12 protein-coding genes are annotated in these 11,851 nt (G+C 70.1%); 4 read left to right on the top strand and 8 right to left on the bottom strand.

Going from position 1 to position 11,851, the window contains the following annotated elements; genetic code table 11:
• Nucleotides 1-231: 231 nt before the first annotated feature.
• From OG538_RS16630 to OG538_RS16645, 4 genes are all read right to left on the bottom strand, one after another.
• The gene (locus OG538_RS16630) at nucleotides 232-684 is read right to left on the bottom strand and encodes a hypothetical protein (protein WP_406094378.1); all 453 of its coding nucleotides are present in this window, start codon (nucleotides 682-684) and stop codon (nucleotides 232-234) included.
• A gap of 101 nt (nucleotides 685-785) precedes the next feature.
• The gene (locus OG538_RS16635; RefSeq protein WP_406094380.1) at nucleotides 786-2,672 is read right to left on the bottom strand and encodes an alpha/beta hydrolase; all 1,887 of its coding nucleotides are present in this window, start codon (nucleotides 2,670-2,672) and stop codon (nucleotides 786-788) included.
• The gene (locus tag OG538_RS16640; protein ID WP_406094382.1) at nucleotides 2,669-3,052 is read right to left on the bottom strand and encodes a hypothetical protein; all 384 of its coding nucleotides are present in this window, start codon (nucleotides 3,050-3,052) and stop codon (nucleotides 2,669-2,671) included. Before OG538_RS16640 ends, OG538_RS16635 begins: the two co-directional genes overlap by 4 nt.
• A 180-nt stretch (nucleotides 3,053-3,232) precedes the next feature.
• Nucleotides 3,233-4,966 carry a hypothetical protein gene (locus OG538_RS16645; protein WP_406094384.1) on the bottom strand — a complete coding sequence of 578 codons (1,734 nt, stop codon included), beginning with the start codon at nucleotides 4,964-4,966 and terminating at the stop codon, nucleotides 3,233-3,235.
• A 246-nt stretch (nucleotides 4,967-5,212) separates the two neighbouring features.
• On the opposite strand from OG538_RS16645, the gene OG538_RS16650 reads away from it, so the two are divergent.
• Nucleotides 5,213-6,415 carry a low temperature requirement protein A gene (locus OG538_RS16650; RefSeq protein WP_406094386.1) on the top strand — a complete coding sequence of 401 codons (1,203 nt, stop codon included), beginning with the start codon at nucleotides 5,213-5,215 and terminating at the stop codon, nucleotides 6,413-6,415.
• A gap of 32 nt (nucleotides 6,416-6,447) precedes the next feature.
• On the opposite strand, the gene OG538_RS16655 is transcribed toward OG538_RS16650, so the two are convergent.
• Nucleotides 6,448-7,626, bottom strand: a complete 1,179-nt coding sequence (locus OG538_RS16655; protein WP_406100178.1) for a hypothetical protein — start codon at nucleotides 7,624-7,626, stop codon at nucleotides 6,448-6,450.
• A gap of 68 nt (nucleotides 7,627-7,694) precedes the next feature.
• Nucleotides 7,695-8,240: a GNAT family N-acetyltransferase gene (locus OG538_RS16660; protein WP_406094388.1), complete on the bottom strand. Its 546-nt coding sequence runs from the start codon at nucleotides 8,238-8,240 to the stop codon at nucleotides 7,695-7,697.
• A 194-nt stretch (nucleotides 8,241-8,434) separates the two neighbouring features.
• Between OG538_RS16660 and OG538_RS16665 the strand changes: the two genes are divergently transcribed.
• Entirely contained in the window at nucleotides 8,435-9,214 is a 780-nt protein-coding gene (locus OG538_RS16665; protein ID WP_406094389.1) for a DUF4232 domain-containing protein, read from the top strand.
• A gap of 73 nt (nucleotides 9,215-9,287) precedes the next feature.
• Here OG538_RS16665 and OG538_RS16670 read toward each other — a convergent pair whose 3' ends face one another.
• Together OG538_RS16670 and OG538_RS16675 are read right to left on the bottom strand one after the other, a co-directional pair.
• The gene (locus OG538_RS16670) at nucleotides 9,288-9,701 is read right to left on the bottom strand and encodes a VOC family protein (RefSeq protein ID WP_406094391.1); all 414 of its coding nucleotides are present in this window, start codon (nucleotides 9,699-9,701) and stop codon (nucleotides 9,288-9,290) included.
• 75 nt (nucleotides 9,702-9,776) lie between these two features.
• Nucleotides 9,777-10,169 (bottom strand): helix-turn-helix domain-containing protein, encoded by a 393-nt coding sequence (locus OG538_RS16675; RefSeq protein ID WP_406094393.1) that lies wholly within the window; start codon nucleotides 10,167-10,169, stop codon nucleotides 9,777-9,779.
• A gap of 472 nt (nucleotides 10,170-10,641) precedes the next feature.
• Between OG538_RS16675 and OG538_RS16680 the strand changes: the two genes are divergently transcribed.
• Nucleotides 10,642-11,316 carry a DUF5701 family protein gene (locus OG538_RS16680; protein ID WP_406094395.1) on the top strand — a complete coding sequence of 225 codons (675 nt, stop codon included), beginning with the start codon at nucleotides 10,642-10,644 and terminating at the stop codon, nucleotides 11,314-11,316.
• 79 nt (nucleotides 11,317-11,395) lie between these two features.
• Nucleotides 11,396-11,830 (top strand): DUF6892 domain-containing protein, encoded by a 435-nt coding sequence (locus tag OG538_RS16685; RefSeq protein ID WP_406094397.1) that lies wholly within the window; start codon nucleotides 11,396-11,398, stop codon nucleotides 11,828-11,830.
• Nucleotides 11,831-11,851 lie beyond the last annotated feature (21 nt).

Genomic DNA, 11,851 nt, shown 5'->3' on the forward strand with positions numbered 1-11,851 from the left:
TGTTGGTCAGCACCACCCGGTAAAGCGACTTCTCCTATGCCAGACACGGCGAGTCTCCCCAGCTTTGTGAGCGGGCGCAGCGACGGTTCCCCCGGTATCCGTATGCGACCACAACACTGCGGGGCCCTGCATGGGCCCCAGGGCCCAATGCAGGACTCAACCTCCGCTCATCAAGCCCTACTTAACGCCATCGATCATGCCGATACGGGCACTGGCTGCGTGGACGGGGCGTCAGGGAGCCTCAGCGGACCAGAAGTCGGAGTGGACGTTGGGGCGAGGCACCGGCTCGCCAACATGCTCTGAACCACCGGGGGGCAGTGCAGGCGTCGAGACTGCGGACCAATCCACGCAAGGCGTAGCCGCCTCGAAAAAGGCTTGCCCGCCTCCACCGATGAGAAGCCTCACCCGAAACCCATCCTGCGTCTCGAAGTAGGTTGCCGGACTCACCGAGTTCGCATTAATTCCGATCTGATGATATCCAGCTTCCTTCCATTCGCGTTCTACCACGCCCAAGAAACTTCCCCTACGCCGCTCGGAAATCACAGTAATAACTGCTCTCCTGCGAGAGACATCACAGCTTCCTTCTGTCGATTCTCCGTGCACCCATTGAACCGAAGGCTTAATTCCGGAAAACGTGCGATCGAGGATATGGTCCGCTCGATCCGCAGCTTCCTGCATGTTCATGCTGCGGTGACTCCCTACATTGCGCGACACTTGTGAATCACTTGTTGAAGCGCAGCCCGAAAGCAGAAGCACAGTAGTTGACACTGCGATCATCTTGAACTTCACCTGGGACGCTCCCTTTGGATCTCTCCCGACTTCCCTGCCACGATTCTCGCAATGTTGTCTGCAGACACCTGATCCTTAGCGGGGTCGAAATAGTTCGAGTGCGCCTCAGTGGGACTATGGCCTCGCTCCAGCAGTCGGGGCCCATCGCTGACAGCGAAGCGATTGGCGCCGAAATCTCGATGCGCGGGATCGGTACCAAACCAGACGTCACTTTCCCGGCTCTGAGCGCCCTGGGAGGCATACCCAGCCACCCCACCGGCAACGCCTCCCGCCGCGCCACCAACAACCGCTCCCAGCGGCCCTGCACCCAACCCCAACACAAAACCCGTTGATGCCCCGCCTGCGACCCCAGTCCCGAGACCACTCGCCTCACGGCTATTAGGCAACTTGGTCACTGGGTCATTCTCGGCCGCCCCGACGAACACATGTTCCTTACCGACGCCGAGCTCCTTCGCGGAGCTCGCACCGGTTCCCGGGCTTCCGACCAACACGACATCATCCGCTCCGGGAATTCCACCTCTCTGCTGAGCAGCGAGACCAACTGTCAACGAACCGTAGGAGTGCCCAATCGCCGTTACGTGAGGGTCTCCATGTTCGTTCGTCGCGGCAACCCCGGCCATGAAACGGTTATAGGAGAAGGCGCCAGCCTTGGCGTTTGCCTCGCCCATCACATCCAGATTCCCCAAGAGATCATCTTCTGATGTTTGCGGCGCGTCGTAGCCAAGCCAGACAATCGAGGCAGTCGAGGAGTTGGGATCCATCTCTTTCGCGCCGATTGCAGTATCCCGAGCCCTCTTGAGATCGTTCCGCGCAAAATCCGCATCCAGCGAAGTATTCAACCCCGGCACATAAGCCGAAACATTTCGCGCCGTGTCCGGATTCCCGTAAGAAACGATCGCGCGCCCGTTCCCCTCGTCCCCGATGCCGAGCAGAAACATCGGCGGCTGCCGCCCCGCCTGCAACTGCCGGTCGATCTCCCGCAGCCCCGCCAGCTGCGTCTCCGCACGCTCACCGCCCTGCCCCTCCAGCTTGCCGATCAGCAGCTGCAGGTTGTCCCGGTTCGCCGTGTCGCGGACCAGGGCCGGGATGCCGTCCAGGTTGCCGATCTGGTCCGGGTACACCGCGAGGTACTCCTCGCGCTGTTCGTCCGTCAGGCCCGCCCACCACTCGCGCCGGGCCATCGCACTCGCCTCGTGCGGGATGCCCGACTTCAGGTACCCCCGTGCCGCGTCCCGGACCGCCGCCGCATCGCCGGCCGCGTCCGTCCACGTTCGGTCCGGGACCTTCAGGCCCTCCTCGGCCTTCAGCTTTCGCAGGATCCGGGCGAACCGCCAGTCGATCTCGGCCGCCGTCCGCACTGCCTTCGCCACCCGGTCCGCAATGTCCTGCGCCTTCGCCGTGTTGGGGTTCGGGGCCACCAGGCCCGACGGCGCCACGAGCCCCGGCGCAGCCCCCACCGACGCCGTGCCGCCCGCCAACGGCTTCCCCTCGACCAGGCCCTCCCCGGCCTCCGGATACGTCACCGACCCGTCCGCGTGCACGGTGAACCTCAGCGCCTGCGCATCCTCCAACGCCTCCCGCAGCGCCCCTTGCTGGGCCTTCATCTCGTGCGCGAGGCTGTTCAGCGTCGTACGGACGAGGCCGCACTCCGTGTACACGTACTGAAGGTTCAAGCTCAGCTGCCGCAGCCGCCCCACCGCCGCGTCCGCCGCCGCGCCCTGCTGGGTCTCCCGCAAACCGTTCAGCAGCTGCTTCTCGATCCGGTCCCGCCCCGCGTCGGCCCGGTTGCTCGCCTTGCCCCAGCCGTCGGCCGCACCCTCCAGCTCGGCACACTTCAGGTCCCGTAACTGGGCCCAGGTCAGTCCGGAAGTCCCCGCCGTCATCGCTCGACCCCCCGCGTCCGCCTCGCGACGGGAGCGAACGACGACTGCACGGTCTCGTTCGTCTCGCCCTGCGCCCGGGCGACCGCCCGAAGGTTGCCGGCCAGGGAGCCGCACTCATGGCGCGCCGTCTCGAAACGCCGCTCCCACGACTCACGCACAGAGCCCAGCTCCGCCAGCGCGCTCAGGCCGACGGTCCCGGCGAGCAGTCCCTCGTGTGCGGTTGCCAGCTCCGTCCTGACGGGGCCGAGGTGCACCCCCATCCCCTCCGCGCCCCCGGCAGCCCGCAGCCACACTCCGTCGCTGTGTCTCAACTGGTCGCCGCCGACGGGACCGCTCCCGCTACCCGCAAGATCACTCAGCCTCTGCCGCACACCGCTCACCGCTCGCCCCGTTCCTTGATCGTGGAGCGGCACTGTGCCAAACCCGGCAGCCACGACACGCCGCGCAGCCGGACGCCGGCAACGGCCCGGTCCCCGCTCCCCCGGGCCTGCCAACGCATCGCCGCCGGATGGAGATCACCCGAACGGTGGACGGGGCGGGGGACCCACGGCGGACCGGCGCTACGCCTCGTACGTCCTCGGGTCCACCGTCGCGAGTCGGCTCAACGCGTCGGCCGCCCGGCCCTCGGGCGGGGTGCCGTCCTCCGGGACGCACCACTTGTAGTAGTTCGGTGAGCCCTCGCCCCCCGCGTCCCGCAGGTACACCACCGTCTGGTCCGGGTCCCTGAAGTCCGTACTGGCCCAGTACAGTTCGACGCCCCAGCGGGTGAGCAGCTCCGGCCGTTCACGCAGCCCGGCGGCAATCAGCCGGGCGGCCCTGCGGGCCGGCCACGTCCACGTGTGGTCGTTCTCGGCACGGCTGATCTCGGCGTCGTACGCGGCCGCGTCGAAACGGAGCTCCGGGATCTTCCGCACGTGGAGTGGGGAGGGCGGCGGGGCCGGGCACCGCCAGTCGGACCAGACCACTGCCCCGCCGTCCCGCCGGACCGTGACGTACAGCGCCCCGCAGCAGCCCTCGGTGCAGTGCGCCTCCGCGAGCTGCACCTCCCGTGGCTCCTCCGCCGCCCGCAGTCGGCCGCTGTCCAGCAGCCACTCCGGGCTGTGCGCGGGCCCCCGCCCGAACACCTCCGGCACCAGGGGACGGCCGTCGACCAGGATGCGGGTCTCGACCGTGGCCGGGTCGGCGGGATCGCGGTCGGTGATCTCGATCCGCAGCCCCTCCACCGGTCCGTCCTGGCCGTGCGACAACTGCCGCCGGACACGTCGCGCCCACTCGGTACGCCGACGCCCGCCGGCGTCCTCTCCGTCACGGTCCACGACCGCCCGCCATTCGGCCCGGTCCAGGACGGTGACCAGCTCGGAGAGCAGCGCCTCACGCTGCCCCGGACCCCAGTCGTGCAACACGACGGGCCCACTCCGGAGTTCCTGAACGGCTGAGAGCAGGAGCGCGTAGTGGTCGAGCGTCGGTGCCAGGTGACGGGCGCCCCGCGCGAACGACTCGTGCGCTGGAACGGCTTCCCGGTAGAGAAGGATTTCGGGACTGTAGTCCCGCGCGCGTGCCATCAGGAACAACATCCAGCCCGCCTGGGCCAGCAGTGCGGCGTTCCCCGGACGGGGCGTGATCAGCGGCCCCGAGTCCTCCGCCGCCGGCACGTCGGACCGCAGCAACTGCTGCATCCATGAGGCCTCCGCTGCCCTCCGGACGATCTCCGGCCCCATCGTCCTCGGCAGCGCGGCGAGCCGCTCCCGCACAGCCCTGTCGTCCCCGGCGCCGAGCGCGGCGAGCAGTCCACGCAGTTCGGGTGCCTCTTCCTGATTCCTCAGGAAGAGCAGGGCCGCGGCGCGCTTGTCCATGGTGTCGAGCGCGTGGACGACAGGGCCCACGAGGTCCCGCAGCAGGCCCAGGGTCTCCAGGTCCGGCACGTCCTCCGGCTCACCGATCCTGGCCAGCAGCGCGAGGCCGATGCAAACGGCCTGGCGGCTGTGTCCCGTACGCACCAGGCACCGCGCGAACGCACGCGCTCGCGCCTCGTGCTCCAGCGGAAGCCCGCGTACGAGCAGGTGGACGTTTCTGTGGCGGACGGGCGGGTCCATCGCGGCCAGCCGCAGTTGCAACGTATCCGCAGCCGAGACGGTGTCCGGGTCCGTCAGCAGCGTGGTGAGCAGTTCGGTCAGCTCGGCCCGGGCCCATTGCCGGCCGGCGGCCCGGGCCTTCCTTCGCGGCCCGGGGCGGACGGGCGGTGTCGCGTGCTCCCGGCACCACCGTCCCTCGGGCTCGGCGTGCTGGACGGACACTGCGCACGTGTACAGCGAGGGCCGGCAAGTGAGCGCTCCGCGCTCTTCCGGGGCGCTCAACGGGCGGGGTGGTTCTCGATTCCGTAAGTCATGGGGCGGAGTCTGGCAGGACCGCCGCCACGGCACCAGCGGATTAGCGCGTGGCCGTCCCCGCCACCCGGCGAGCAGCCGCGGCGAGCGGCAGACCTCACGGATCGGAGCGCGGCCGGCACCGCTCGCCCGGAACAGCGGGAAGAATGGGCCCCCATGAGCCAATCGCAATCCTCCCCCACCACCTGGCACCGGCCCATGGTCGCCCGCCTGTCCCACGAGCAACACCGCACCGCGACCATGCTGGAGCTGTTCTTCGACCTCTGCTTCGTCACGGCAGTGGCCCAGGCGGCGACGGCGTTCGAGCACGAACTCGCGGAGGGCCGCATCGGCCACGGCGTCCTCGGTTACGCGATGGTGTTCTTCGCGATCTGGTGGGCCTGGATGAACTTCACCTGGTTCGCCTCCGCATACGACACCGACGACGTGCCCTACCGGCTGCTCACCCTCGTCCAGATCACCGGCGCCCTCGTCCTCGCCGCCGGGGCGTCCGAGGCCCTGCAGCACGAGGACTTCACGGTGATCACCTGGGGCTACGTGATCATGCGGCTCGCCATGGTCACCCAGTGGCTGCGTGCCGCCCGGTCCGATCCCGAGCGGCGCTCCACCTGCCTGCGCTACGCGGTGGGCATCTTCGTCGTGCAGATCGGCTGGGTCGTACGCCTGGCGCTGCCCGAGGACACCGGGCCGGCCACGTTCGCCGTCCTCGTCCTGGCGGAGATCGCCGTCCCCGCCTGGGCGGAGCGCTCAGCGACCACCACCTGGCACCCGCACCACATCGCGGAGCGGTACGGCCTGTTCACCCTGATCGTGCTGGGCGAGTCCATCACCGCCGCCACCGGAGCCGTGCACGCCGCACTGGATTCCCACGCGGCACTCGGCGACCTCGCCGCCCTCGTCGTCGGAGGCATCCTGACCGTCTTCGCGCTGTGGTGGCTCTATTTCGCGCGCAGTGCGCGGGTGCACGACCGGCTCACCACCCTGCGCATGGCGCTGCTGTGGGGGTACGGCCACTACCTGGTCTTCGCGTCCGCGGCAGCCGTCGGTGCCGGTCTCGCCGTCAACGTGGCCCACACGACCGGCCACGGGCACCTCTCCGACCGGGCCGCCGCGGCGGCCTACACCATTCCGGTCGCGGTGTTCGTGGCCCTCGTCTGGGTGCTGCACCATCGCACCGGCGGGCTGCGCCGCGCCGCCGACGCACTGCACCCTCTCGCGGTCCTCGCCGTCCTTGCCGCCACGTTCGCACCCTCCCCGGTACTCGTCACAGGGATCATCACGGCACTCCTCATCGCCGCGACGCTGGTCCTGTCCGCGCGGAGCGACACCTCCGCAGCCGCCGCCACCCCGGACTTCTGAACCCTCCGGCACCCAGAGCCGCCCCGCCCCGCTCAGCGTGTGCTGCGGGCCGCCGCCCGGCCCGGCAGTGCGATCCCCAGTGCCTGGGCCGCCTTCCCCGGGCGCAGGGTCCACGGCACGGGCGAGGTCTCGGTCAGCCATCCGTCGGCGAGGATCCCGCTCACGACGAGACCTCGCACCGAGCGCGTGAGCTTCTTCCAGCCCAGCCCCTTGCACAACTGCCCGTACGAGGGCCCGTGGCCGTGCTCCGCGCGGAACGCCACGGTGAACTCGGCCGCCTCGCGGCCGTGATCCGGGTGGGCCTCCCGCCATCTGTCGTAGTCACCGCCCGCCGGCCGGGGCGCGGGCACGGGTGACGGCGAGGACATGAACGCCTTGGCGACCCGCCCGAAGGAGCACCGGCACAGCGCGCACTGTTCCACTGCCTCCACGTGCCGCAGCAGGGCCGGACTGATGCCGGACTTCCATTCCGCCCACTGGGCCGGGGTGATGTCCACGAGTTCGGTGACCGCGGCCGCCTCACGCGCCGCCCTGCGCGCGGCCTCCTCGGCCGCGAGTTCCGCGACCTCCTCAGGCGTACGGAACATGCCGGCGAGGTGCCCGACCGTCGGGCCGAGCCGGTACGTCCGGCCTTTCACCTCGGCGAGGAACCCCTTGTCGAGAAGGACGGGCACGGCCCCGTAACAGGCGGCTGGCAGCTCGGCCGGTGCCTCCCCGACGAGTTCGTCGGTGCAGTGCGCCGCGAGGAAGAGGGCGGCGAGCCGGGCGGCCGGCGAGGCCTTCCTCACGGGCTTGGCGACCCGCGTCCGCATGGCCCATCCCGAGACCTTCGACCGCGTGCCCTTGCCCAGGGGCAACGCATGGTCCGGCCCCGGCGTCATCTCCGGCACGATGATCCCGGACGGCCTGTCCGGATCGCCGTCGAGGAGCGAACCGGGCACCTGCCATCCGGCGGCGACCAGTTCACCCACAGCGTGCTCCGGATCATCCAGCCGCAGCGACCGCAGGTCCGTACCCGTGAGGTTCCCGACCCCCGCCCGCGCGGCCCTGATCGCCACGACGACGGCGAGGAGTTGAGCATCGACGGAGGTCAGCGGCAGGCCGACCACGTACGAGAGGAGTTCCCTCGCCGCCTCCCCCTGCCGTGGCGTCAACAGAAAGGGCGGGGTCGCGGGAGGCGGAGGCGGCGCGGCTGCGGTCTCGGCCGACATGGCAGGCTTGGGCACATCACATCCAACGGCGGTCGGGCCACGAAAGTTACGCGTGACGTGGCGCACCATTACACCAGCGCGGCCGGGGCCCGGACGCCGAACCACTGCTCGGCGCCGTACTCCTCGAATCGCTCCACCTCGGTGAACCCGAGCTTCGCCGCGAGGCGCATGGCGCGGTCGTTGGCGGTCCGGGTGCAGAGCACCACCGGCTCGCCGGGACAGGCGCCGGCGACCCAGTCGAGCGCCGCCGCGCACGCCTCGGCGGCGTATCCCCGCCCCCACGCGCCCTTCAGGAACATGTAGCCGAGCTCGGTCTCACCGCCCTGCGGGCGGACGTGCCCCGGTCGTTCCGCAGCGCGGTGGTCCAACGTGATCATGCCGATCATCGCTCCGTCGAGCTCGATCACGAAGAGACCAGGACGCCTCCCGGGTATCTCGGGGACCACGCGTTCGAGCTCGTCAAGCGGCCGGGAGCCGCCCACGTGGGCGCCCACCTCCGGCGATGCGAACAGCTCGATGAACGCCGCGCGGTCCCCGGCCCCGGACTCGCGCAGCACGAGCCGTTCGGTCCGTATCGGGGCAGGCGGCCAGGTGACGAGTCCACGTTCAGCCATGCCGGGCAACCTAGTCCATCGCCCCGCCGGTACATCCGGGCGCGTCAGCGGGACGACAGGCGGGCGTTAGCGGAACATGAGCGGCGGGCGAGAAGCTTCAAAGGTCAGCAGGTCAGGAGGGGGAGCGGTTCGCCGCAAGTTCCGGACCTCGGCTGCACCGCCTCACTCGACCGCCACACACTCGGGGAATTCACATGCGTACGATCCGCACCCGCAAGCGCACCGCCACCATCGGCGCCGCAGTCACCGCCGTACTCGCCCTGGCCCTCACGGCCTGCGGCGGGGACGACGGCGGCACGAAGTCGGCCGGACCGGCGGACGGCGCCGCGAAGACCGTCGCCTCGGCAGGCGCCTCGCAGCCCGCCGCCTCCGACAAGACCACGGACACCGCGACGACCGGCGGCTCCGCGAAGACCGAAGGCTCCGCGAAGACGGTCGCCTCCAGCACGGGCACGTCCAAGGGGGGCGCCGCCAAGACCGGCACCACCGCCGGCGGCAACACCAGTGACAGTTACGCCTACAAGCACCCGTGCAGGAGCGAGGACCTCTCGGTCCGCGTGTACGCACGCGAGGGCTCGGCCACCCAGCAGGTGATCGAGGTCAACAACACCGGCGCGAACTCCTGTGGCCTGAGCTACTTCCCGCGGGTCAGCCTGGGCGCCTCGAACGCCGCGGACCACAGCGGCGACATCCACCCGCTGGTCCCCGGCGGCCTCGGCGGCGCCCCCGCCTACCCGGTCAAGCCGAAGACCGCCGCCATCGCGGTGATCGACCTCAACCCCGGCAACGGCCCCGGTGTCACCTGGGTCAACGAACTGAACGTGCTGGCCGACGGCGACCACATGCCCAACGCGGAGCAGCTCAACTTCCCGCTCGGCCCCGACGTGAAGGTGGGCGACGCGAAGCTGGGTCTGTACCGCGGCACGATCGCCGACGCGGTGAGCTCCATGAAGCAGGCGGACACGAAGTCCTGACCCCGCCCGGCGGAAGCGGGACAGCCTCCTGATGGGCCGCGTGGCCCTCAGGAGGCTTTGCCGTTCCGTTCCGTCAGCCTTCCTTCAGCTGCGTGAAACGGAGGCGGTTGCCGAACGGGTCGCGGAGGCCGCAGTCCGTACCGTAGGGACGCTCGGTGGGCTCCTCGGTGAACTCGACGCCCTGGGCCAGCAGCGTCTCGTAGGTCTTCCGGCAGTCGTCCGTGGTGAGGATGAGCCAGCCACCCATCGCCCCCTTCGTCACCAGGTCGCGGACCTGCGCCGCCGTCTCCTCGGACATCGCCGGCGCGCCCGGCTTCTCCAGCAGGACCTGGCGTTCCGGATGGCCGGGGACGCTGACGGCCAGCCACCGCATGAACCCCATGTCGACGTCGGCGGCCACCTCCAGCCCCAGCTTGCCGACGTAGAAGTCGAGGGCCTCGTCCTGGTCGAGGACGTACATCTGTGAGTGCGTGATTGCGTTGAACATGACGTCCACGCTACGGAAGAGGCCGCGCGAAAACTTATCCAGAACTGCTCAATGGGCCCGGTCCGCCGACCCCTCTCAGCCGCTCGGCCGGGTCCACGCCATCGTGAAGCACGTCGGAACGCCCGTGGGCTCCGCTTCTCTGCGGTACGTCCTCGGCGACCGGCCGACGATGTCGCGGAACGTCCGGCTGAACGTCCCCGTGCTACCGAAGCCGACCTCGAAGCAGATGTCCGTCACGCTGCGCTCGGTCTCCCGGAGCAGGAACATCGCCCGCTCGACCCGGCGTCGCTGCAGGTACCGGTGCGGCGTCTCGCCGAAGGTGGCCCGGAAGGTCCGCGAGAAGTGCGCCTCGGACACATGGGCGAGCCGGGCAAGGGCCGGTACGTCGAGCGGCTGGGCGTACGCGCGGTCCATCGCGTCCCTGGCCCGCAGGAGCCGGCGGTTGGACTCCTCCGATGCCCGGCTCACCCCGCCGCCCCCGGACCGAGGCGCTGCGGGAGCGGAACGGACATGCGGATCTGCCTCCGTACGGGCGAAGCGGGTGCGGCGCCTGCGCATCGCGCGAGCGAAGAGCGCACCGACCCACGCTCGGCGGCGGTCTCACCGCAGGGCAGGTGGAACTCGCTCGCTTCGGACATCACGCCCCCTGTCGCCAGGCATCTCACGCCTTCACTCCACACAGTCACGTTAGATCGCCCCACTGACAATCGGGCTTCGCGACGTACCTGCGCGAGACCGGGGACCCCGGATACGGCTGCCTGATGGTGAGGGTGCTCCACCAACCGTTCCTCCTCCGGGCACCGTTGCCGGGAGCGGTCGCCGCGTCCCATTGCCTCCGTCGCCGGACGTGAGGGACGGCGGAACCTGAAGGGAACGTTCCGGCACAGCCGTCTCGTTACGCTCTGCGGCCGTCCGCATCATCAGCAGACCGAGGAGCACCGTGCCGGAACTCACGCCCGTCCCTTCCACCGCCCTCCCCGCACTCCCGCCCCTCACCGCGCAGGCCGAAACGCTGATCGGGCTCGGAGTGCACGAGATCGCCGGCCTGTCGGCTGCCGAGTTCCGCGACGCAGCCGAGGCAGCCGGCGGTGAGGCCGGCGGACTGCTCGCGGTCCACCCGGACCGGGCCCCCGCGTCCGCCCTCGCCCCGCTCCTCCGACGCGACGGCAAACCGGGCTTCGTCGTCGTCGACATGCCCGACGTCGACCTCTTCGCCCCACTGGACTCGGTCGTGGTCCCGACCGCACCGCTCTACGCCCTTACCGGCATCGACCGCGGCGACCATATGGCCAACTGGAGCCCGGACGAGGCACTGCCCGCCCTCACCGCGCAGGACCGCACCCCGCTGCTGCTCACCGAGGGCATCCACTGGGTGCTGCAACAGCCGGACGCCCTGGAGCGAAACCGCTGCTTCATGACCATCGGCTCCCGGCTGCGCAAGCCCAACGGCACCCTGGACGCCCGCACTCCGGCGCTCTGGATCAGCAACGGCACCGGTCGCGACGGCCGAGAGCGGCGCAATGCCCCGAAGGCCGGCTGGTGCTGGGCGGGCAACCGGCACACCTGGCTCGGCTTCGCCTCCACGACGGGCCGCCACGCCGCCCCGGACGCGTAGGGCGCGATCACGCAGACGCTTCCCCGCCAGGACCCGGGCACCCGGATCCCGGCCGGCCGGCCGCCGCTACCATCCGCGCATGGCTGCCTTCCGCGACTTCAATTTCAAGCTGCTCGTCATCGAGAAGCTCATGTACGAAGACGAGACCCTCACCCCGGCGTTCCGCATCGCGGACTGCCTCAAGGCGAAGGGCATCAACGACCCGCAGGACTACGCGTACGAGAACGACCTCGCGCACACTGTTCTCCCCGAGGCCCGCGCCCACTTCGAGGCACTGGAGATCAGCCCGGAGCTGCTCGCGACGGTCGAGACGCTCGACCTGGACGGCGGCCTGGAGGTGTACCAGGAGTGCTCCCCGGTCTGGGACGGGGAGGACGACCTCTACGACGTGGGCACGCTCGACGACCTCGGTCTGCTGCCGAATCTGCGGCTGATCACGGGTGTCGACGACTGCGGAATGGGCGCCGCCTTCGACCCCGAGGTGCTCGCGGCCCGGGGCATCGCCGTCGACTGACCGGCCGCGGGCCACCGCGAG

The organism is Streptomyces sp. NBC_01013, assembly GCF_045162765.1.
GTDB lineage: Bacteria > Actinomycetota > Actinomycetes > Streptomycetales > Streptomycetaceae > Streptomyces.

What these genes read in the sequence shown, in the direction of transcription:
- OG538_RS16630 (WP_406094378.1), bottom strand. Translation starts at nt 684, where the DNA reads ATGAACATGCAGGAAGCTGCGGATCGAGCGGACCATATCCTCGATCGC.
- OG538_RS16635 (WP_406094380.1), bottom strand. Translation starts at nt 2,672, where the DNA reads ATGACGGCGGGGACTTCCGGACTGACCTGGGCCCAGTTACGGGACCTG.
- OG538_RS16650 (WP_406094386.1), top strand. Translation starts at nt 5,213, where the DNA reads ATGAGCCAATCGCAATCCTCCCCCACCACCTGGCACCGGCCCATGGTC.
- OG538_RS16655 (WP_406100178.1), bottom strand. Translation starts at nt 7,626, where the DNA reads ATGTCGGCCGAGACCGCAGCCGCGCCGCCTCCGCCTCCCGCGACCCCG.
- OG538_RS16660 (WP_406094388.1), bottom strand. Translation starts at nt 8,240, where the DNA reads ATGGCTGAACGTGGACTCGTCACCTGGCCGCCTGCCCCGATACGGACC.
- OG538_RS16665 (WP_406094389.1), top strand. Translation starts at nt 8,435, where the DNA reads ATGCGTACGATCCGCACCCGCAAGCGCACCGCCACCATCGGCGCCGCA.
- OG538_RS16670 (WP_406094391.1), bottom strand. Translation starts at nt 9,701, where the DNA reads ATGTTCAACGCAATCACGCACTCACAGATGTACGTCCTCGACCAGGAC.
- OG538_RS16685 (WP_406094397.1), top strand. Translation starts at nt 11,396, where the DNA reads ATGGCTGCCTTCCGCGACTTCAATTTCAAGCTGCTCGTCATCGAGAAG.